Origin of the sequence: Butyrivibrio sp., from assembly GCF_015056685.1 — a bacterium.
In the GTDB taxonomy this organism is placed as follows: Bacteria; Bacillota; Clostridia; order Lachnospirales; family Lachnospiraceae; genus Butyrivibrio.
In genome coordinates, this window is record NZ_SVFW01000025.1 from 37,002 (window position 1) to 59,054 (window position 22,053).

19 protein-coding genes and 8 tRNA genes are annotated in these 22,053 nt (G+C 41.7%); 25 read left to right on the forward strand and 2 right to left on the reverse strand.

The genetic code is table 11. The features are described from left to right. Positions 1-226 precede the first annotated feature (226 nt). From hpf to E7303_RS10395, 23 genes are all read left to right on the forward strand, one after another. The gene (gene hpf / locus E7303_RS10285; RefSeq protein WP_022773786.1) at positions 227-757 is read left to right on the forward strand and encodes a ribosome hibernation-promoting factor, HPF/YfiA family; all 531 of its coding nucleotides are present in this window, start codon (positions 227-229) and stop codon (positions 755-757) included. Positions 758-970: 213 nt separating this feature from the next. Beyond that, positions 971-2,158 carry an acetyl-CoA C-acetyltransferase gene (locus E7303_RS10290; protein ID WP_292145194.1) on the forward strand — a complete coding sequence of 396 codons (1,188 nt, stop codon included), beginning with the start codon at positions 971-973 and terminating at the stop codon, positions 2,156-2,158. 20 nt (positions 2,159-2,178) lie between these two features. Continuing rightward, entirely contained in the window at positions 2,179-2,973 is a 795-nt protein-coding gene (locus tag E7303_RS10295; protein ID WP_292145196.1) for an enoyl-CoA hydratase-related protein, read from the forward strand. Between the two features lie 42 nt (positions 2,974-3,015). After that, a complete protein-coding gene (locus E7303_RS10300) occupies positions 3,016-3,891 on the forward strand; it encodes a 3-hydroxyacyl-CoA dehydrogenase family protein (protein ID WP_292145198.1) in 876 nt (291 codons plus the stop codon). Between the two features lie 46 nt (positions 3,892-3,937). Then, positions 3,938-5,098 (forward strand): acyl-CoA dehydrogenase, encoded by a 1,161-nt coding sequence (locus E7303_RS10305; RefSeq protein ID WP_292145199.1) that lies wholly within the window; start codon positions 3,938-3,940, stop codon positions 5,096-5,098. A gap of 36 nt (positions 5,099-5,134) precedes the next feature. Next, entirely contained in the window at positions 5,135-5,926 is a 792-nt protein-coding gene (locus E7303_RS10310) for an electron transfer flavoprotein subunit beta/FixA family protein (RefSeq protein ID WP_074889972.1), read from the forward strand. Between the two features lie 188 nt (positions 5,927-6,114). Further along, positions 6,115-7,164: an electron transfer flavoprotein subunit alpha/FixB family protein gene (locus E7303_RS10315; RefSeq protein ID WP_292145202.1), complete on the forward strand. Its 1,050-nt coding sequence runs from the start codon at positions 6,115-6,117 to the stop codon at positions 7,162-7,164. A gap of 185 nt (positions 7,165-7,349) precedes the next feature. Then, a complete protein-coding gene (locus tag E7303_RS10320; protein WP_292145203.1) occupies positions 7,350-8,531 on the forward strand; it encodes an acetyl-CoA C-acetyltransferase in 1,182 nt (393 codons plus the stop codon). A gap of 34 nt (positions 8,532-8,565) precedes the next feature. Then, complete coding sequence (locus E7303_RS10325) at positions 8,566-9,717, forward strand: HD domain-containing phosphohydrolase (RefSeq protein ID WP_292145204.1); 1,152 nt, start codon at positions 8,566-8,568, stop codon at positions 9,715-9,717. Positions 9,718-9,783: 66 nt separating this feature from the next. After that, positions 9,784-9,857 (forward strand) — tRNA-Arg (locus tag E7303_RS10330). Positions 9,858-9,931: 74 nt separating this feature from the next. Beyond that, positions 9,932-11,080, forward strand: coding sequence for a THUMP domain-containing class I SAM-dependent RNA methyltransferase (locus E7303_RS10335; RefSeq protein WP_292145216.1), 1,149 nt, complete (start codon positions 9,932-9,934; stop codon positions 11,078-11,080). 36 nt (positions 11,081-11,116) lie between these two features. Next, the gene (locus tag E7303_RS10340; RefSeq protein ID WP_292145206.1) at positions 11,117-12,118 is read left to right on the forward strand and encodes a hypothetical protein; all 1,002 of its coding nucleotides are present in this window, start codon (positions 11,117-11,119) and stop codon (positions 12,116-12,118) included. A 16-nt stretch (positions 12,119-12,134) separates the two neighbouring features. Next, positions 12,135-12,752: an RdgB/HAM1 family non-canonical purine NTP pyrophosphatase gene (rdgB, locus tag E7303_RS10345; RefSeq protein ID WP_292145208.1), complete on the forward strand. Its 618-nt coding sequence runs from the start codon at positions 12,135-12,137 to the stop codon at positions 12,750-12,752. 3 nt (positions 12,753-12,755) lie between these two features. After that, positions 12,756-13,238 carry a metallophosphoesterase gene (locus tag E7303_RS10350; RefSeq protein WP_022773806.1) on the forward strand — a complete coding sequence of 161 codons (483 nt, stop codon included), beginning with the start codon at positions 12,756-12,758 and terminating at the stop codon, positions 13,236-13,238. A 94-nt stretch (positions 13,239-13,332) separates the two neighbouring features. Beyond that, a tRNA-Pro gene (locus tag E7303_RS10355) sits at positions 13,333-13,407 on the forward strand. A gap of 71 nt (positions 13,408-13,478) precedes the next feature. Continuing rightward, positions 13,479-13,549: transfer RNA gene (locus E7303_RS10360), tRNA-Gly, on the forward strand. Between the two features lie 4 nt (positions 13,550-13,553). Continuing rightward, positions 13,554-13,627: transfer RNA gene (locus E7303_RS10365), tRNA-Arg, on the forward strand. A gap of 100 nt (positions 13,628-13,727) precedes the next feature. Next, positions 13,728-13,801: transfer RNA gene (locus E7303_RS10370), tRNA-His, on the forward strand. A gap of 45 nt (positions 13,802-13,846) precedes the next feature. Then, positions 13,847-13,918 (forward strand) — tRNA-Gln (locus tag E7303_RS10375). 52 nt (positions 13,919-13,970) lie between these two features. After that, positions 13,971-14,043: transfer RNA gene (locus E7303_RS10380), tRNA-Lys, on the forward strand. A 96-nt stretch (positions 14,044-14,139) separates the two neighbouring features. After that, entirely contained in the window at positions 14,140-15,471 is a 1,332-nt protein-coding gene (locus E7303_RS10385; RefSeq protein ID WP_292145209.1) for an MATE family efflux transporter, read from the forward strand. Positions 15,472-15,522: 51 nt separating this feature from the next. Next, positions 15,523-15,603 (forward strand) — tRNA-Leu (locus tag E7303_RS10390). A 107-nt stretch (positions 15,604-15,710) separates the two neighbouring features. Continuing rightward, entirely contained in the window at positions 15,711-15,848 is a 138-nt protein-coding gene (locus E7303_RS10395) for a hypothetical protein (protein WP_292145210.1), read from the forward strand. Positions 15,849-15,855: 7 nt separating this feature from the next. Here the strand turns inward: E7303_RS10395 and E7303_RS10400 are convergent, their stop codons facing one another. After that, positions 15,856-16,620: a hypothetical protein gene (locus tag E7303_RS10400; protein WP_292145211.1), complete on the reverse strand. Its 765-nt coding sequence runs from the start codon at positions 16,618-16,620 to the stop codon at positions 15,856-15,858. 95 nt (positions 16,621-16,715) lie between these two features. On the opposite strand from E7303_RS10400, the gene E7303_RS10405 reads away from it, so the two are divergent. Continuing rightward, positions 16,716-18,065 carry an MATE family efflux transporter gene (locus tag E7303_RS10405; protein ID WP_292145212.1) on the forward strand — a complete coding sequence of 450 codons (1,350 nt, stop codon included), beginning with the start codon at positions 16,716-16,718 and terminating at the stop codon, positions 18,063-18,065. A gap of 59 nt (positions 18,066-18,124) precedes the next feature. On the opposite strand, the gene E7303_RS10410 is transcribed toward E7303_RS10405, so the two are convergent. Beyond that, positions 18,125-20,836 carry a transglycosylase domain-containing protein gene (locus E7303_RS10410; protein ID WP_292145213.1) on the reverse strand — a complete coding sequence of 904 codons (2,712 nt, stop codon included), beginning with the start codon at positions 20,834-20,836 and terminating at the stop codon, positions 18,125-18,127. Between the two features lie 129 nt (positions 20,837-20,965). Between E7303_RS10410 and E7303_RS10415 the strand changes: the two genes are divergently transcribed. After that, positions 20,966-21,598, forward strand: a complete 633-nt coding sequence (locus tag E7303_RS10415) for a YigZ family protein (RefSeq protein WP_292145215.1) — start codon at positions 20,966-20,968, stop codon at positions 21,596-21,598. The last annotated feature ends 455 nt before the right edge of the window (positions 21,599-22,053 follow it).

Genomic DNA, 22,053 nt, shown 5'->3' on the forward strand with positions numbered 1-22,053 from the left:
ATGGCTATTTTTCGACTTATACACGAACTTATCCACATTGTCCACATGAATGATGTTTTGCAAGTGAATTTTACACAATAGAAAGCAACAGATATTTTTTGTGCACAATTGCTAAAAAGGATGAGTTTATAAAAAGATTAGGATTCAAATTGCGTTATGTGTTGGCTTAATTGTCTGAAAAATGCTATAATATGTTATACATTTTAGTAGCAAAGGGGATGATTGCATGAAATTTACAATCGTAGGAAAGAACATTGATGTTACACCAGGGCTACGTGCAGCAGTAGAGGAGAAAATAGGTAAGCTTGAAAAATATTTTACTCCTGATACTAATGCCAACGTCACACTAAACGTCGATAAGGAGCGACATAAGATTGAGGTGACCATTCCTGTAAAAGGCAAGATCATTCGTGCTGAGCAGATCAGCAATGATATGTATGTTTCAATCGATCTTGTTGAAGAAGTTATTGAAAGACAGCTTAAAAAATACAAGAGCAAGCTTGTTGATAAGCAGCAGGCAGAAGCCAGCAACTTCAAAAAAGAATATATTGAAAGTGAATACGTGGATGAGGATGAGATCAGGATCGAACGTATGAAAAAATTTGATCCAAAGCCAATGTATCCGGAAGATGCCTGTGTACAGATGGAACTTTTAGGACACAATTTCTTCGTATTTGTTAACGCTGAAACTGATCAGGTAAGCGTAGTTTATAAGAGAAAAGGAAACACATACGGAATAATTGAACCTGAAGTATGATCTTGTTAATTAAATAACAATTCGTTAATTTAATATCAATTTATTGAGATTTTATAAAATAGCTCCCTAAGTGGAGCTATTTTTTATTGCATTTGACTATATGGTGTGCTAAAATTATTCTGTTCTGATAAAAATTTATCAAGCGATTTCTAAAAGACAAAACTAAATAAAATATGGACATAGACATGTCCCAAAAAACGGAGGTAATACTTTATGGCACAGAAAGTAGTTTTAGCTGGTGCAGTGAGAACTGCTATCGGCAAAATGGGTGGAGCTCTCAGCAACACTCCAGCAGCAGAACTTGGTTCAATCGTAATCAAGGAGGCACTTAACCGTGCAGGTGTTAAGCCTGAGATGGTTGACGAGGTACTGATGGGATGCGTTATCCAGGCTGGACTTGGACAGAACGTAGCAAGACAGGCTTCAATCAAGGCTGGTCTTCCAATTGAAACTCCTGCAGTTACAATCAACGTAGTTTGCGGTTCTGGTCTTAACTGTGTCAACATGGCAGCTGATCTTATCAAGGCTGGCGAGGCTGATATAGTTGTTGCTGGTGGTATGGAGAACATGTCTATGGCTCCTTATGCACTTCCTAATGCACGTTTCGGATATCGTATGAACAACGGAACAGTTGTAGATACAATGGTAAACGATGCTCTTACAGATGCTTTCAATCACTATCACATGATGATCACAGCAGAGAATATCTGCGATAGATGGGGACTTACAAGACAGGAACTTGATGAGTTCTCAGCAAACTCACAGCAGAAATGTGAGAAGGCGCAGGCATCCGGCAGATTCAACGACGAGATCGTTCCTGTTCCTGTAAAGGTTAAAAAGGAAATGGTTGAGTTCAAGGTTGATGAGGGTCCTCGTGCAGGCACAACAGTAGAGACACTTTCAAAACTTAAATGCTGCTCTGGTAAAGAGGGCGGACTTGTAACAGCTGGTAATGCTTCAGGTATCAATGATGGTGCTGCTGCAATAGTTGTTATGAGCGAAGAGAAGGCAAAAGAACTTGGAATCAAGCCTATGGCTACATGGGTAGGCGGAGCTCTTGCAGGTGTTGAGCCTGAAATTATGGGTATCGGACCTGTTGCAGCTACAAAGAAAGTTCTTAAGAAGACAGAGCTTTCACTTGATGATATCGATCTTATCGAGGCTAACGAAGCATTCGCAGCTCAGTCAGTTGCAGTTGCCAAGGAGCTTGGATTTGATATGAATAAGGTTAATGTTAACGGTGGTGCTATTGCACTTGGACACCCTGTTGGAGCATCAGGATGCCGTATCCTTGTAACTCTTCTTCATGAGATGCAGAAGAGAGAAGACGCAAAGAAGGGTCTTGCAACACTTTGCATCGGCGGCGGAATGGGCTGCGCTACTATAGTAGAGAAGTACTAATTTAATAGGGGGAAAACAAAATGGGATTTGTTAATTGTGAGTTAAAAGATAACATAGCAATCGTTACAATCAATCGTCCTGAAGCACTCAATGCTCTTAATTCACAGGTTCTTGATGACCTTGCTGCTACATTCGATGCAATCGACACAAATGTAGTAAGAGCAGTTGTTCTTACAGGCGCAGGAGAGAAATCTTTTGTTGCCGGTGCTGACATCGGAGAGATGAGCACACTTACAAAGGCTGAAGGCGAAGCTTTTGGTAAAAAAGGAAATGATATCTTCCGCAAGATCGAGCAGTTCCCTGTTCCTGTAATTGCTGCAGTAAATGGATTTGCTCTTGGTGGTGGATGTGAGATCTCAATGAGCTGCGATATTCGTATCTGCTCAGAGAACGCTATGTTTGGTCAGCCTGAAGTTGGTCTGGGAATCACACCTGGATTTGGCGGAACACAGAGACTTGCTCGTCTTATTGGTGCAGGAATGGCTAAGCAGCTTATTTACACAGCTCGCAATATTAAAGCTGATGAAGCTCTTAGAATTGGTCTTGTTAATGCAGTATATCCACAGGAAGAGCTCATGGCAGCTGCAGAGAAGATGGCTTCTCAGATCGCAGCTAATGCTCCTATCGCTGTTCGTGCATGCAAGAAAGCAATCAATGATGGACTTCAGACAGATATAGATGAAGCAATCGTTATCGAAGAAAAGCTCTTTGGCTCATGCTTCGAGACAGAGGATCAGAAAGAGGGAATGGCTAACTTCCTCAGAAAGAAAGATGATCCAGCAAAAGTTAAAGTTGTAGCTTTTAAAAATGCCTAATTTTTCATAAATAAAAAAAATTTTTTTTAGGAGGATTTTAAAATGAAGGTAGCTGTTATTGGCGCAGGTACAATGGGTTCAGGAATTGCTCAGACATTTGCTCAGGCTGAGTCTGTAGAGAAGGTTTATCTTTGCGATATCAAGACTGAGTTTGCTGAGGGCGGATTGGCAAAGATCAAAAAAGGTCTTGATAAGCAGGTTGCTAAGGGAAAGAAAACTCAGGAAGAAGCTGATAAGATCATCGGCAAGATCCAGACAGGTCTTAATGACATCTGTGCTGACGCTGATCTTGTAGTTGAGGCAGCTCTTGAAGTTATGGATATCAAGAAGAACCTCTTCAAGGAACTTCAGGACAACATCGTAAAGAATCCTGATTGTATCTTTGCATCAAACACATCATCTCTTTCAATTACAGAGATCGGTTCAGGTCTTGCAAAGCCTATCATCGGTATGCACTTCTTCAACCCAGCTCCTGTTATGAAGCTCGTTGAGGTTATCCAGGGTGCTAACACTCCTGATGAAATGGTAGAGAAGATCAAGAAGATCTCAGAAGACCTTGGTAAGACACCTGTACAGGTTAATGAAGCAGCAGGATTCGTTGTAAACAGAATTCTTGTTCCTATGATCAACGAAGGTATCTTCGTATATTCAGAAGGCGTTTCAGATATCCAGGGTATCGATACAGCTATGAAGCTTGGATGTAACCACCCAATGGGACCATTAGAGCTCGGCGATTATATCGGACTTGATATCGTTCTTGCTATCATGGACGTTCTTTATTCAGAGACAGGCGATTCAAAGTATCGCGCATGCCCACTTCTTCGTAAGATGGTTCGTGGTAAGAAGCTTGGCGTTAAGACTGGAATTGGTTTCTACAACTATGCAGATGGAAACAAGGTTCCTACAGATCGCGCCTAACTACATTATAGATTTAAATGATTAATATGATTCGGAGGAAAAAATAATGGATTTTCAGCTTGATCAGCAACATGAAATGGCTAGAGCTCTTTTCAAAGAGTTTGCAGAAAAAGAAGTTAAGCCACATGCAATAGACGTTGACGAGACAGAAGTATTCCCTAGGGAAACAGTTGCAAAGATGCAGAAATATGGATTCATGGGTATTCCGATTCCAAAGGAGTACGGTGGACAGGGTTGTGATCCTCTTACATACGTTATGTGTGTAGAGGAGCTTGCAAAGGTTTGTGGTACAACAGCAGTTATCGTATCTGCTCACACATCACTTTGCTGCGATCCTATTCTTACATATGGTACAGAAGAGCAGAAGCAGAAGTACCTTGTACCTCTTGCAAAGGGTGAGAAGCTCGGCGCATTTGGTCTTACAGAGCCTATGGCTGGTACAGATGCTCAGGGCGTTCAGACAAAGGCTGTTCTTACAGAAGATGGTAAAGAGTGGGTTCTTAACGGATCTAAGTGCTTTATCACAAACGGCGAAGTTGCTGATGTTTATATCATCATCGCTTATACAGATATCGTAGAAGACAAGAAGGGTAGAAAGCAGAAGAAGTTCTCAGCATTTATCGTTGAGAAGGGAACTCCTGGATTCACATTCGGTACAAAGGAAAACAAGATGGGTATCCGTGGTTCATCAACATACGAGCTTATCTTCCAGGATTGCCATATCCCAGCAGAGAACCTTCTTGGTGCTCGTGGAAAGGGATTCCCAATTGCTATGCACACTCTTGATGGCGGACGTATTGGTATCGCTGCTCAGGCTCTTGGTATTGCAGAGGGCGCTCTTGACAGAACAGTTGAGTACGTAAAAGAGAGAAAGCAGTTCGGTAGAGCTATCGGTGCTTTCCAGAATACACAGTTCCAGCTTGCTAACATGGCAACACAGTGCGAAGCAGCTAAACTTCTTGTTTACAACGCAGCAGATGCAAAGAAGAAGAAAGATGTTTATTCTGTAGAAGCTGCTAAGGCTAAGCTTTTCGCAGCAGAAGTTGCTATGGATGTTACAACTAAGGCTGTACAGCTCCATGGTGGTTACGGTTACATCAGAGAGTACGAAGTTGAGCGTATGATGCGTGATGCTAAGATCACAGAGATCTACGAAGGAACTTCAGAAGTTCAGAGAATGGTTATCTCTGGTGCACTGTTAAAGTAATCACTTATTTTGAGAATAATAGAAGGAGACAATAAAATGAAAGTTGTAGTTTGCATTAAGCAGGTCCCTGATACAAAGGGCGGCGTTAAGTTCAAACCCGATGGAACATTGGATAGAGGTGCAATGCTCGCTATCATGAATCCTGATGACAAAGCAGGACTTGAGGCAGCACTTAGATTAAAAGATCAGTATGGAGCAGAGGTTACAGTTCTTACAATGGGACTTCCTAAGGCTGATGCTGTTCTTAGAGAAGCTTTTGCTATGGGCGCAGACAAGGCAATTCTTGTCACAGATAGAGTACTCGGCGGCGCAGATACATGGGCAACATCTTCTACTATTGCTGGAGCACTTAGAAATCTTGAGTATGATCTTATCATCACTGGCCGTCAGGCTATCGATGGAGACACAGCTCAGGTTGGTCCTCAGATTTCTGAGCACCTTCACATTCCTGTAATCTCATATGCAGAAGAGATCAAAGTTGATGAGAAGGCTCGTACTGTAGAAGTAAAGAGACAGTTTGAAGACAGATATCACATCGTAAAGGCTAAGATGCCTTGCCTTGTTACAGCTCTTTCTGAGCTCAATGAGCCCAGATATATGACTCCAGGCGGAATTTTCGATGCTTTCGAGAAGGAAGTTACTGTTTGGGGAAGAGCAGATCTTAAGGACGTTGACGATTCAAACCTTGGTCTTAAGGGATCACCTACACAGATCGCTAAAGCTTCTGATAAGGTTAAGAAGGGTCAGGGAGAAAAAGTTGCTCCTGATTCAGCTGAAGAAGCAGTTGATTATATCGTAGGTAAGCTTACAGAAAAGCACGTCATCTGAGTGATATAGGGAATGAGGAAATTCAGTGTAGTGCTTGCACTATACACTGAATTTGTGAAATGACCGAACATACATGAGGAAAAAAGCCGATAGGCGATTTCCGAATGTATGTAGCATGACGAGAACGAAGTGTAGTCATGCGTATATCACATATCAACAAATATTTTGAAAAACAAAGGAGAAAAGTCATGTCTTTAGAAGAATATAAAGGTGTATTTATATTTGCTCAGCAGGTAGACAATGAACTTTCAAGTATCGCACTTGAACTTCTGGGCAAAGCAAAGAGTCTTGCAGAAGACCTTGATGAGAAAAAAGTTACAGCCGTACTTCTTGGTAGTGATGTTAAGGGGCTTGTAGACAAGCTTGCTGAGTATGGCGCAGATAGAGTTATCGTTGTTGATGATCCTGCTCTTAAGGATTACAGAACAGAGCCTTATACACATGCTCTTGCATCTGTAATTAATGAGTTTAAGCCTGAGATCCTTCTTGTTGGCGCTACAGCTATCGGAAGAGATCTTGGTCCTAGAGTATCATCAAGAGTACATACAGGTCTTACAGCTGACTGTACAAGTCTTGATATCGGTGATTTCCCTCTTGAGCCTTCACCAGTCAGAGAGACAAAGCACAAACAGCTCCTTATGACAAGACCTGCATTTGGTGGAAATACAATCGCAACAATCGCTTGCCCTGATTTCCGTCCTCAGATGGCTACAGTTCGTCCTGGTGTTATGCAGAAGATCGATCCTATCAAGGGTGCTAAGGCAGAAGTTGTTGAATTCAATCCTGGATTCGAAGAAAATGACTGCTACACAGAAATCCTTAAGATCGTTAAAGAGGCTTCTTCAGTTGCTGATATTCAGGCAGCTAAGATCCTTGTATCAGGCGGCCGTGGAGTTGGCAGCGCTGAGAACTTCAAGATCCTTGATGATCTTGCAGAGGCTCTGGGCGGAACAGTTTCCTGCTCACGTGCAGTTGTAGATTCAGGCTGGAAGCCAAAGGATCTTCAGGTTGGACAGACAGGTAAGACAGTTAGACCTCAGCTCTACTTCGCAATCGGTATTTCCGGAGCTATCCAGCACGTTGCAGGTATGGAAGAGTCTGATATCATCATCGCTATCAACAAAGATGAGAATGCTCCTATCTTTGATGTAGCTGATTATGGTGTAGTTGGAGATCTTAACAAGATCGTTCCTGCTCTTACAAAGAAGATCAAAGAAGCTCTTGCAGCAAAGAACTGATAAATTGATCATTAAAGGCCGGTGCCAATTTGGTGCCGGTCTTTTTACTAGAAACAAACATGAATTAGTGGATGATAAAAAGCTAAAAAACAAATCATATTACGTTGAGTGTATGTTATTAAAATGATAAAATAGAAATGGTATACACTACTTCTTTTTATTGATGGAAAAATGGAGGAATAGTTATGGCAAGAAAAGTAGTTTTGGCTGGAGCATGCAGAACAGCAATAGGAACAATGGGTGGAACATTATCAACAACACCGGCACCTGCACTTGGAGCAATAGTTATCAAGGAAGCTTTGAAGAGAGCAGGAGTTAAGCCGGAGCAGGTTGATGAAGTATATATGGGTTGCGTAATCCAGGCAGGACTTGGACAGAACCCTGCAAGACAGTCAGCAATAAACGCAGGAATTCCTGTTGAAGTTCCTGCAACAACAATAAATGTACTTTGCGGATCAGGACTTCACTGCGTAAATCTTGCAGCAAAGCTTATTGGAATGGGCGATGCTGATATTATCGTGGCAGGTGGTATGGAGAACATGTCAATGGCACCATACCTTATGCAGCAGGGCCGTTACGGATACAGAATGGGATCCGGAGAACTTCAGGATGCAATGATCAAGGATGCTCTTACTGATGCATTTGGCGGATATCACATGGGTATCACAGCTGAGAATATCGCTGAGCAGTGGCATCTTACAAGGCAGCAGCTTGATGAGTTCGCAGCATGGTCACAGAACAAGGCTGAGAAGGCAATTGCAGAAGGAAAATTCAAGGAAGAGATTGTTCCTGTAGAAGTTAAGAAAAAGAAAGAGACAATCATTTTTGATACAGATGAAGGACCAAGAAAAGGCGTTACAGTTGAAAGCATTTCACATCTTAAGCCTGCATTCAAGAAGGATGGCGGAGTTGTTACAGCTGCTAACTCTTCAGGAATCAACGACGCAGCATCTGCAATAATCGTTATGAGTGAGGAGAAGGCAAAAGAACTTGGCGTTAAGCCATTAGGAACATGGATCGCCGGAGAACTTGCAGGCGTTGAACCAAGCATCATGGGTATCGGACCTGTTGCAGCAACTCAGAAGGTTATGAAAAAGACAGGCCTTTCAATTGGTGACTTTGATCTTATTGAAGCAAATGAAGCTTTCGCAGCACAGTCTGTTGCAGTTCAGCACGACCTTGGATTTAGTAGTGACATCCTCAATGTAAATGGTGGCGCTATCGCACTTGGACACCCAGTTGGATGCTCAGGTAACAGAATCCTGGTATCTCTTTTGTATGAAATGCAGAGAAGAGATGTTCACAGAGGTCTTGCTACACTTTGTGTCGGTGGCGGAATGGGATGCGCAGCTATAGTAGAAAGATAAGATTTTTATGAATAGCATTTAAATCGGAGGGCATATGGCGGATCGCTCAATACTTGTTGTAGATGACAATGAGATAAACAGAGGCATCTTGGGAGAAATATTTAAGGACAAGTACAATATTCTTGAGGCAGGAGACGGCGTTGAGGCTATGAAGATCATGGAGCAGAATGAGGATAAGCTCGCGGCAATTCTGCTTGATATTGTCATGCCTGAGATGGATGGTTACGCAGTGCTGGAGGCCATGACAAATAAGGACAATTTAAATGAAAGTATCCCTGTTCTTATGATCACAGCAGACACATCCACCGAAGCCGAGAGAACCAGCTACCAGAAAGGTGCAGCGGACGTTATACATAAGCCCTTTGACCCTGTTATCGTTGACAGAAGGGTTTCCAGAACCATAGAACTCTATGATCACAAGAATAACCTTGAAGAGAAGGTCGATGATCAGTCCAGAGTTTTGAAAAAGCAGTTTCTATACCTGAAAAAGCAGGAGGAGAAACTGAAAAACAGCAACGAAAGGGTTATTGATACCATAGCGACAATTGTTGAATTCAGGAGCATGGAGTCAGGTTACCACTTAAAGCGAATAAAGGGCATCGTGCGTATACTGGCTCTTGTTGCTATGAATAATTATCCTGAGCTTGGCCTTACTCCCCATATGATAGAGGTTATAACTCAGGCGTCAGCCATGCATGATATAGGAAAAATATCTGTTCCAGACTCTATTCTTTTAAAACCTGGAAGACTGACCACAGAGGAATTTGAAGTCATGAAGTCCCACACCACAAGAGGGGGTGAGATCGTAGAGATGCTCAAAGATATCCAGGATAAAGAGTATTATGAGGTGTGCCTTGATATCTGCAGGCATCATCATGAGAGATATGATGGAAGAGGCTATCCTGACGGACTTAAGGGAAAAGAAAATTCAATTGCAGCCCAGCTTACAGCACTTGCGGATGTATATGATGCTCTTGTAAGTGACAGAGTGTATAAGGCAGCTTACCCTGTGGATAAAGCCTATGATATGATCAAAAATGGTGAATGCGGAGTATTTTCTCCAAGCCTTATGGCCTGCTTTGAATTTGCAAGACCTGATATGGAAAAACTCATTGCTGAGACGAAGGCTGAAGAAGCAGCTGAAAAGGGCGGTTATTCTCCCTATGGAAAACCTGTTGGCAAATAATTAAAAATATTGTTGACAAAGAACTGTGCCATGCATATAATATATTTTGTTGTCGATATGGCACATGTGCGTGTAGCTCAGCTGGATAGAGCGTCTGGCTACGGACCAGAAGGTCGTGGGTTCGAATCCTGTCACGCACACTGTAAGATGCATCTAGTTTAACATTAGATGCATCTTTTTTTGTGCTCTTTTGTTTGTTATAATCGGAGTTATGATGAAAAAATATGATTTAATTTGTCCATGCCATTTTGGTTTGGAATCCGTTTTAAAAAAAGAAATAATAGACCTTGGCTATGATATTACAGAAGTCTCAGACGGAAGGATTTCTTTTGCCGGAGATGCAGATGCTGTATGTCGCGCCAATATCTGCCTGAGAACTGCAGAAAGAGTCCTTATTAAAGTCGGAAGCTTCCATGCGGAGACCTTTGAGGATCTTTATCAGGGAGTTAAGGCGCTTGCTTGGGAAGAGTTTATTCCGGAGAGAGGCAAGTTCTGGGTAAAAAAAGCATCCAGTGTTAAGAGTAAGCTCTTTAGCCCTTCTGACATTCAGTCCATTGTGAAAAAAGCTATCGTTGAAAGAATGAAGCAGAGCTACAATACTGACTGGTTCAAAGAGGACGCTGAGGAATATCCCATCAGAGTCTTTTTAATGAAGGATGAGGTTACGGTAGCTCTTGATACTACAGGTGATTCTCTTCACAAAAGAGGTTACAGAAAACTTGAGTCCAAGGCTCCTATTGCAGAGAACCTTGCGGCTGCACTTATAATGCTCACTCCATGGCACGGAGACAGGATCTTGGTGGATCCTTTCTGCGGAAGTGGAACCATTCCTATTGAAGCTGCCATGATCGCGGCTCATATCGCGCCTGGAATAAACAGGTATTTCACAGCTGAAAAGTGGACTAATCTGATAGATCCCAAGAACTGGGAGGATGTCCGCGAAGAGGCAAGAGAAGAGATCCTGCCTGATATTGAAACTGATATTCAGGGCTATGATCTTGATCCTGAAATGGTTGAAATAGCCAGGATAAATGCCAAAAAGGCCGGTGTTGATCATCTGATCCATTTCCAGGCCAGGGATATCGCTGACCTTAGCCACAGGAAGAAATATGGCTTTATTATAACTAATCCTCCTTATGGAGAGAGAATTGGTGACCAGAAGGAGCTTCCTTCTCTTTACAGGACGATTGGAGAGAGATACAAAGCACTTGACGCCTGGTCAATGTACCTTATTACAGGATTTGAACAGGCTGAGAAATATATTGGCAAAAAAGCTGATAAGAACAGAAAAATCTATAACGGCATGATCAAAACATATTTTTATCAGTTTATGGGGCCAAAGCCTCCAAGAAAGAACAGCTAAGCTTTTGGAGGCCTCTTATGATGGGGAAAAAGATCTATGAATAACGAGCAGATGAAAAGGGTGGCTATAAAAGCCGGGATTTTTGGAGCAATTTCCCTTGTGGTAATGCTTCAAAGGGCTGCCACCAAGCATATTCTGATCACGGACGCCGCAGGAACGCACATAGACAGGGCAACTACTGCGGATTCTTACAATATACTGATCGACCGGAATGTTCAAAAAGGACAGTCTGGCAAGCTTATAATACCTTTATCCAAGACTGTAAGCTCCGATGACATCGTACTTGAGGACAGGTATATAGATCATGAACTGAGGATTTACATAGACAGCAGAGAAGAGGGATTCTACCTCGACAATGCGGTAGTTACGGATATTGATATTTTAAGAAGCGCGGTGTGCATTGCTGAAAATGACAGCGGAAGTGTTTGCCTTGATTTTGTACTTGACGGCCTGTATGCCAGTTCAAGTTCTCTTACGGAATCAAGTACTATCGAGGTTGAGTTTAACAAACCTTCAGATATATATGACGGCATAGTTGTCGTTGATCCCTGTGCCAGCGATATTTACGGCACCGGTGATGCGATAGGGATTGCCCGTGAGTTAAAAGAAATATCTGCAAAAGATGAAGAAAACAACTTAAAGATATATTTTACAGATCTTTCCGGAGATACTGTTACACAACAGCGTGCGGCAGAGTTTGTTAATGAAGCTCAGGCTGATCTTTTAATAGCTTTAAATGCTGCGAAAAAGGATGATACGAACGGAGCAAACGTATCAGCCTATTATAATAGTCAGTTCTTTTTACGAAGCCTTAATAACGCCGAATTTGCAGATATGCTTGAAAGAAGCACGGCAGAAAAGCTTGGAGCAGTGGCTGAGGGAATCTATGAGGCCCAAGAAGGCGATATACTGCTTGAAACAGCTACTATACCATCTGCAAGGCTATATATTGAATATGGGTCCACAGAGGATGAAAAAAAGGCTGCTGAAGGGCTATATGAGGCTATATTAAAAGCTGAAGCAACTATAAATAAATAATTGGGAGATATCTGGTATGAGGATTGTTTTTGCGACAGGCAATAAGAATAAGATGAGAGAGATCCGCGAGATACTTGGCGGACTTGGCATGGAAATACTCTCTATGAAGGAAGCAGGCGTGGATGGAGATATTGTGGAGGATGGAACATCTTTTACCGAAAACTCCATGATAAAGGCCAAAGCTGTCTACGAAATGATAAGGGAAAAAAGCTCAGAAGAGGCAGGGGAGACAATTGTCCTTGCAGATGATTCGGGGCTTGAGGTCGATTATTTAAATGGGGAACCCGGAATCTATTCTGCAAGATACATGGGAGAGGATACATCCTATACTATAAAGAACAATAAGATCATTGAAAGACTTGAAGGAGTGCCTGACGAAGAGAGAACAGCGCGCTTTGTATGCGCGATCTCAGCGGTACTTCCTGATGGAAAGACCTATTCCTGCCAGGGAACCATGGAGGGCAGAATTGGCTACGAGATCGCCGGAGAGAACGGCTTTGGATATGATCCTATTTTCTTTTTGCCTGAATTTGGAAAGACATCCGCAGAGATAAGCCCGGAGGAAAAGAACTCTATCAGCCACAGGGGAAAGGCTCTCAGGGAAATGGCGAAGTTACTTGGGGAAGGAATTTGATTTATGCATAAGTATTTAGTTGTGAGTGATACTCATGGCAGAGATAATAATTTTTACGATGTTTTAGACCTTGAAGAACCTCTGGATGGGATTATTCACTGTGGGGATTTTGAAGGCTCTGAGGGTAAATTTGCCATAGCTGCAAACTGCCCTGTATATTTTGTTGCCGGAAATAATGATTTTTTCTCTGATCTTAATAGAGAGCTGGAATTTACATTTGACGGACATAAAGCTTTTTTGACCCATGGACATAACTATATGGTATCTATGGATCTTGATTATATTCGCAGTGAAGGAATTGCCAGAGGAGCAGAAGTTGTATTTTTTGGTCACACACATAAACCTGTTGCCAAGACCATGGGAGGAGTTTACCTGTTCAATCCGGGAAGCTTATCATACCCCAGGCAAGAGGGCAGAAGGCCAAGCTATATCATACTTACAACTGATGACAGCGGTATAATAAACTATGAAATAAAGTACTTATAAAAACGTTAAAAAAATTGCAAAAAACTTGTTGACATTTCGGTCCGAATCATTATATAATAAATCTCGCGTTACGGCGAAAGGCAATAAAGCAAGACGGGGTGTGGCTCAGTTTGGCTAGAGCACCTGCTTTGGGAGCAGGGGGTCGCAGGTTCGAATCCTGTCACCCCGACTCAAGTTTTCAACTTGAAACGTCAGCTTTGCCGAAACGTAAAGCAAGACAATTCCATTACGAAATGTTTTGCGGGTGTAGTTCAATGGTAGAACACTAGCCTTCCAAGCTAGATACGTGGGTTCGATTCCCATCACCCGCTTCATGTGTCCGTAGCTCAGCTGGATAGAGCAACGGCCTTCTAAGCCGTGGGTCGGGGGTTCGAATCCCTTCGGGCACATTTGAGCACTTGGAAGATTAAAATCTTATCATGTGTAAGCCATGGGGTTGTACTTGATTAGCAAATATGGAATAGTACAAATCCCTTTTTGTTTATTATGGTGGCTATGGCGCAGTTGGTTAGCGCGCCAGATTGTGGTTCTGGAGACCGTGGGTTCGAGTCCCACTAGCCACCCTATTTGTAATTGCTCCAGCGAGATGCGCAAAGCTCTTACAATCTTGGGCTATCGCCAAGCGGTAAGGCACAGCACTTTGACTGCTGCATACGACGGTTCGAATCCGGCTAGCCCAGTTAGGCGTAACAGGATGTGATTTTGCGTCGAAATTTGTTCATAGTAATACATGGGATACTAGCTCAGTCGGTAGAGCACTTGACTTTTAATCAAGTTGTCGGGGGTTCGATTCCCCCGTGTCTCATTATTAAGAAGCCTTGTAAACGGTATGTTTGCAAGGTTTTTGTTTTGCCACATGCATGTGCATGATTTAATTGTTCTTAATTTTTTTAGGTGTGTTATGACAAAAGGTTCTATTTCCAAAAATCTGATTTTATTTGCAATTCCACTTTTTTTAGGCCAGCTCTTGCAGCAGCTGTACAATGTAGTCGATTCTGTTGTAGTTGGTAATGTTCTTGGTAAAGAAGCTCTGGCTGCTGTTAGTACCACAGGTAGCCTTATTTTTTTGATGGTTGGCTTTATAAATGGTCTTTTTATGGGAAGCAGTGTTATCATCGGAAAAAGATACGGAGCCGGAGATGAAAAGGGAGTATCAATTGCTGCTCATACAGGGATAGCATTCTCAATCCTTATGGGACTTGTACTTACAGTATTTGGTTATTTCTTTACACCGGTGCTGCTTGGATGGATGGGAACTCCTGAAGATGTAATGCCCAATTCGATCATGTATTTTAAGATATATTTCCTTGGCGGACTTGGAAATGTACTATATAGTGCTTGCTGCGGCGTATTTCAGGCCATGGGTGATTCCAAGAGGCCTTTGTACTATCTGATGGTCAGCACAGTGCTGAATACGGTACTTGATCTTTTATTTGTAAGAGATCTGGGATTTGGAATTGCGGGAGCAGCTTTTGCTACAGTTATTGCTCAGTTTGTCAGTGCACTGCTTGCATTTATTAAACTCACACAGGTTCAGGGGCCTCACAGGATCGATATAAGGAAACTTAGAATGGATCCTGAGACTATTAAAAAAGAGCTTATGATAGGTTTCCCTACAGGAATACAGAATAGTGTTATTGCTATCGGAAATGTTGTAGTTCAGTCCAATATCAATGCATTTGGCTCTGCAGCAATGGCAGGATGCGGAAGCTACTTTAAGCTTGAAGGTTTTGTATTTTTGCCTATAACATGTATGTCCATGGCTTTGACCACTTTCGTAAGTCAGAATGTAGGCGCAAAAGAACTTGCGAGGGTAAAGAAAGGTGCTGTTATCGGAAGTGCTATCAGTGTAAGCTGCGCTGAATTTATAGGCCTCATGGTATTTTTGTTTGCACCGGTATTTCTCAGAATGTTTTCATCTGAGCCGGAGGTTCTTTTGATAGGAGCAACTCAGGCAAGAACAGAGAGCTTATTCTACTGCCTTTTAGCCTTAAATCACTGTCTGGCAGGAATATACAGAGGAGCAGGTAAGACAACAGTACCAATGGTTGTAATGCTCTCTAGCTGGTGTCTTCTGAGAATTACCTATATAACTATAATTGTCAGGATAATTCCTGTGGTCAATGTTATCTTCTGGGCTTATCCACTTACCTGGTCTGTCAGTGCAATAATCTTTATAATCTACTATTTCAAAGGCAACTGGCTCACTAAGGTTTTTGAGAATAATACTTGAAATTAGTTTATAAACTTTGTATAATCAATTTTGTTCGTGTGAAGCGGATATGCGGATGTGGCGGAATTGGCAGACGCGCTAGATTTAGGTTCTAGTGTCTCCGACGTGCAGGTTCAAGTCCTGTCATCCGCATTGAAAAAGACTATTCATGATTTTCATGAGTAGTCTTTTATTTTTGCCATTTTTTATTTCGGTTCGTATAAATAATTATCCACAATAATTTATAGGGGGTAATTGATATGAGCAACTTTATGACAAATTTTATGGCAGACCTTTATATGAACACAATATTTGTTATTTCCATGATGATCGATGTTCACAAGTATATGAAAGAGGAAAGAAAGGCAAATAATAGCAAGCTTATTCTTTCCGTATAAAAAGTATTTATAAACCTTTATATCTTTTTTCCAAATATGCAGACAGAAGTATCAGTCCAAGGGTTTCCGTGAAGTGATAAATTATGGATGTCCATACTATTCCGATTTCATGACCCATCAGATACACTGTCTGCATTTGTAGTATGGAAAAAGACAGTAAAAATAATATCAGTATGATAAGGGAGGCAATCTTCAGGTACTTATCGTTAAGGAAAATACCGGTCATAACAATCCCTAAAAGTATTGCCACCAGGATCTCGATATATTTAAATCCGTGAGTCATGTTATATAAAAGAATAAAGGTGCTGTCCGTTAAGTCGCTGGCCTGATCAAAAAGGCTCATCAGTATAGCGATAAATCTCCTGTACATAATTGAAGTAAAATCATAGATCAGTTCTGCGCAGATGAAAATTACCGCCCAGAGCTGTAAAAGCCTGCTTACAGAGCTTGCTGATAATGTGGCAAGATTTTTTCCAAGGTACTCCTGCTGCAAAAGACCTATCTCGTTCTGATCATCCTTCGGAACAAGATTCATGTAATGCCAAAGCTTTTTCCAGGAAAAATAAAATATAATAAATATAAAAAATATCTGCAGCACGGAGATGATTATCTGACAGGTCCAAAGCATTGAATCGAGCATGCTTGGAGAGTCAGATGAATTGCTGCTTAAGAATATCCTTATGGCACCTTCAATCAGAGCGGCAATTATTTTTATAATGGCAACTGAAAGTATTGCCCTTGAGAGAATGTGCTTTTTTATACTAATATACATTTTTTACAACCTCACTATGATTAATCTTACTTCAACAATGTCAAAACGGTCAAACTGTGATAAAATACATCCTTATGAGAACTAGTGATAAATCAATGAATAAAATAACTGAAGGACCAATAGTGTCCGGGATGCTTTCCTTTTTTGCAGCCCTTCTTTTAGGCGCTTTTTTCCAGCAGTTCTATAACACTGTTGACGCTGTCATAGTAGGGCGTGTAGTTGGCGCAGATGGACTTGCGGCAGTAGGCGGTTCCGCGGCTATGATCGTAAGCCTTTTTGTTGGCTTTTTCCAAGGACTTTCGACAGGAGCTTCCGTAGTAATTGCCCAGTTCTATGGCGCTTCAAGAGATGATGAGGTTAAAAGAGCTGTGCATACTTCGATTGCCATGGCTGTCATAGGAGGCATTATAATCACTGTTATAGGGCTTTTATCTGCCTCGTGGGTCATTTGTATTATGAAGACTCCGGAGGAGATTATAGACGCCTCTACGGCTTATTTAAGGATATATTTTCTTGGTATGGTAGCCAATCTGCTTTACAATATGGGCGCCGGAATATTAAGAGCAATAGGAGACTCAAAAAGACCTCTCTACGTTCTTATTATCAGCTGCTTTGTAAACATATTTCTTGATCTTTTGTTTGTTATAGGCTTTAAAATGGGCAGCATGAGTGTAACGATGGGCGTTATCGGCGTTGCCATAGCGACAGTCATGTGCCAGGTATTAAGTGCTGCAATAGTTCTTTTCATGCTGATGAAAAGTATCGGTTCATACAAGCTGTATCTAAAAGAGATAAGGATTGACCCTGATATGCTTCGCAGAATCATCAGTATCGGGCTTCCTGCGGGTATTCAGACAACCATGTACACTATTTCAAATATGCTTATACAGACTGCTATAAATGAGGTTGGGAAAAACGCTACAGCAGCATGGGCAGCATATGGAAAGATCGATGTACTTTTCTGGATGACTATAAGCTCTTTAGGAACAGCGGTAACGACCTTTGCAGGGCAGAATTTCGGTGCAGGCAAAAATGACAGAGTTCATAAAAGCACAAGGTATGCCTTTGTCATCGCATTTATAATTACAATTCCTTTAAGTACATTATTGTATTTTTATGGTGATATCTTCCTTGAAATATTCGTAGCAGACAGAGAAGTAATTGAGGTAGGAATTCAAATGATAAAATATCTTGCTCCATTTTACTTCACCTACATAGGTGTGGAAGTGTTTTCCGGAGTGCTTCGAGGAATGGGAACAGCTGTGGTTCCAATGCTCATTACCTTGAGCGGTATATGTGTCCTTCGAGTTGCCTGGATACTTATCGCATTCCCTCTAAATAAAACAATCGAAACGATAGAGTTTAGTTATCCACTGACCTGGATAACAACCACGATCTTATTCACAATTTATTATATTTATTACACCAAAAAACACAGACTTTAAAAAACTAAGAAGACCACCGGATTAACCGGTGGTCTTAATTTTTGAAAAGATTTATGTAGTTAGTTGCCGGCAGCTACGTTTTCAGGAACTGTGTCGACTACAGTTTCCGGTGCAGCTTCTGCAGCGGCTTCTGGATTTGCTGCTGCGGCAGCGGCCTGTGCTGCAGCCTGTTCTGCAGCGATTATCTCGTCTATGCCTTCCTGAGCCATAAATTCGGCTGTATGGTGACAGGTGTTGAGAACAGTAGTAGTATTTCCGTTTTCGTCTGTAACGGTCGTATATGCAGAATTGGTAGGTGTATAATTCACAAATCCTGACTGAAGAGCTGCAGGTACTTCAGGAGTAAGTTCAAATACTCCGGCAGTCTTAAATGGACAGCTTTCAGTGGATGGACAACCATCTATTGCGCACATTGTTCCTGCGTAGTGAACGTCACAGCTTTCTGTAGGAACTGTGCCTTCTTCAAAATACTCAGTATAAAGAGTTCCGTCACAAAGGCCTGCAATCGGCTGTTTGCCTGATCTTGAGCAGACCGTTGCTGAAACAATTCCATCTGGTATGCTGAAGGAGGAGTATGGAAGATCAGCGTGGATCTTTTCCATTACCTTTCTCCACATTGTCTTGGAGAGGTTCTTTTCAGCTGAATTGGTCATCTTTTCGTTGTTGTCATAACCGGTCCAGGTTGTTGCTGTGTAGTAGTTAGTAAATCCAGCAAACCATACATCTACATAGTCTGAAGTTGTACCGGTCTTACCTGCTATTGCTGTTGTACCAAAGTTTACTGAACCACCGGTACCACTTGTAACAACGTCCTGCATTGCGCTTGTGAGAAGGAATGCTGTTGTTTCTTTTAATATTCTCTTTGAGTTAGCCTGTGTATTATCAAGGATAACATTTCCATCGTGATCAACAACCTTAGTGTATAACTTAGGCTCAATATAGACACCGCCATTTGCGATAGCAGCGTATGCTGCATTAAGTTCAAAGTTCTTAACACCCTTTGTAAGACCACCAAGAGCAGTTGACTGCTGAATATCTGAATATGTCTTACCGTTGATCACTTCTTTTTCAACAATTGTTGTGAATCCGAAGTTCTTAAGGTAATCAAATGCAAGCTGAGGAGTGATGAGCGTAATAGCTTCAACTGCGATAACGTTCATTGAATCTCTGATAGCAGCTCTTACGTTGTTGAGTCCTCTGTATTCAGAACCCCACCAGTTTCTTACAAGAGTTCCATTAGAATAAGCGAACGGAGCATCATTAAATACTGTGGCAAGTGTGAGACCTGCACTGTCGATACCAGGAGCATAAGTTGATATAACCTTAAATGTTGAACCGGGCTGTCTGTAAGAATCAGTAGCTCTGTTAAGAGTTCTGCTGGCTGTCTTGGTACCACGACCTCCGACCATTGCAACGATGTAACCTGTGCTCTGTTCCTCAATAGTAAGTGATACCTGAGGCTGAGGTGTGAGATTTATCTTTTCACCAAGGACTGTGTCACCATCTGACATAACAGCTGCCTTGTATTCTTCTATAGCAGCGTCTGCTTCTTCTGAGGAATTAAAGAGCATATTGAAGCTGCTCTTTTGCTCTTTGAAGTAGCTTGTAAACATTTCACTGCTGTAGTTTGTAACAGTGCCATCAGCTGCCTGTACAGATAATTCATAAGCAAGAAGGTACTTGGTTCCTTCAGGATAGTTGCTTTCGTCTGTGTAAACTTCATCACAGATTGCCTGGATCTTAGGATCCTGTGTTGAATAAATCTTAAGGCCGCCGCTGTAAAGAAGTGTATAAGCCTGAGTTTCATTGTAGCCGGCTTCAATAAGATCCTCTAAGACTTCATTTGTAAGTGCATCTACAAAGTAGGAGTTAACAGTTGAATCGCCGCCTGTCTCCTGGTTTACATTCTGGATCCTTGCATATACATCATCTGCCATGGCTGAATCATATTCAACCTGTGAAATATAACCCTGCTCAAGCATTTTTCTAAGAACCTTGTTACGGCGCTCTGAATTGTTTTCAGGGTGAGTGATAGGGTTAAATCTGCTGGGGTTCTGAGTGATTCCGGCGATAACAGCGCACTCTGAAAGAGTGAGCTCGCTGACAGATTTATTAAAGTAACGGAGTGATGCAGCCTGAACACCAAGAGTGTTAGAACCAAGGTTGATAGTGTTCATGTAGTTGATCAAAATATCATCCTTGCTCATTTTCTTTTCAAGCTGTATCGCAAGATACTGTTCCTGAATCTTACGCTTGACACTCTGAAGCTTTGTTTCGTTTGTCCAACCTGAGAAAACGTTGTTCTTAAGAAGCTGCTGTGTTATGGTACTTGCACCTTCAGAGAAATTACCGGTTGTGATGCCCCTTACTGCGGCACGGATAATACCCTGAATATCAATACCATTGTGCTCATAAAATCTTTCGTCCTCAATGGCTACAAAAGCGTGTGCCAGATTCTCGGGAACCATATCCATAGTTACAGGAATACGGTTAGAATCTGTAGAGACAAGCTTTGCAGTCTGGTTTCCTTCTGTGTCATATACAAAAGTTGAGAAACCGGATGGAGTGACATCAATGTTGGTGATATCAGGCGCTGTAGCAATAATGCCGTTGAAAACACCTATTCCGGCGCTTGCTCCAATAATAAAGAAGCCTATTATAAGAGAAAGCAGAATATAGAATCCGAAGAGACTAAATTTCTTTCCCCATTTATCGGTACCGGAGTTAAGCTCTTTGGCTTGATTTACGATACCTCTTTTTCCGTAATTCATACATTAACCTTCCTATACTTAGTCCATTTTAACCAATAAAGTATAACATGAATCCAAGGGATAATAAAGAAATGGGGCGAAAATTAAGAATTGTAACAATTATGCCACATTTCTGATATAATTTAGCACATGAGTGAAAGAGATTCTTATAAAGTAGTAATTTCAAATGGATGCGGAGAGATTGTCGAGAAAAAATCCCGCTTTATCGCAAATGTTTTTCCTGTGGAAAACCAGCAGCAGGCAGAAGAAAAAATAGCAGAGATATCCAAAAAATATTGGGATGCACGTCATAACTGCTACGCTTTTGTTATTGGAAAAAATAGCGAGAATACAAGATGCAGTGATAATGGCGAGCCTTCAGGAACAGCAGGAAAGCCAATCCTTGAGGTAATAAAAGGGGAGGGCCTTACCAATACCCTTGTAATAGTAACCAGATATTTTGGTGGGGTATTACTTGGAACAGGCGGTCTTGTAAGGGCTTATACTCAGGCTGCACAGGCTGGAATTGCAGATGCCCGGATTGGTGAAATGGTATATTCCCAGAAGCTCACCTTGGAAGTTGCCTATAACATGGTCAATAATGTTCAGTACTACCTTGGCCAGAACAATATCGCCATCGCTGACTCCCGCTATGAAGCTAACGTTCAGTTTGATATCTGCGTAAAAGAAGCAGATGTAAAACGCATAACTGACGGCCTTACCAAAAAATGTGAAGGCCAGATAAGCATTATAGAAGGGGAAAAGGGCTATTTTCGGCAGTAAATGGAGTATTCGGATAAATGTAATTAGCATACATCTGAATACTCTTTCTTTGTATATGCGTAAGTAGATGGCTCCATACGCCACCATTGACTGAACCTGAGGAAAACGCCGTCTATACCTCGCCGACGGTGAGGATGATGGGAACAGTAGATCTTATCTCACCGTCGGATTCAGCATTTTAGCGTTTTCCTCAGCCTCCGTCAATGGCAAGCACCTTCGGTGTGGCTGGTTTTATAGCCTCTGGATCCAATTCCGAGAACAGTAGGGGTGGCTACTTTTAAGGATATGTGTAGGGCTATATTTTCATTTTACTGTGACAATTTATTTATTATAACCTGCACGGAAAACGTGCTATTACAAAAAACATGACCTAAACATCATTTTGATGTGACCCCAAAAAGTTAGACTTTTTTAGCGTAGCAGTTTTATGGCTGCTACGCTGTTTTTATGCAGCC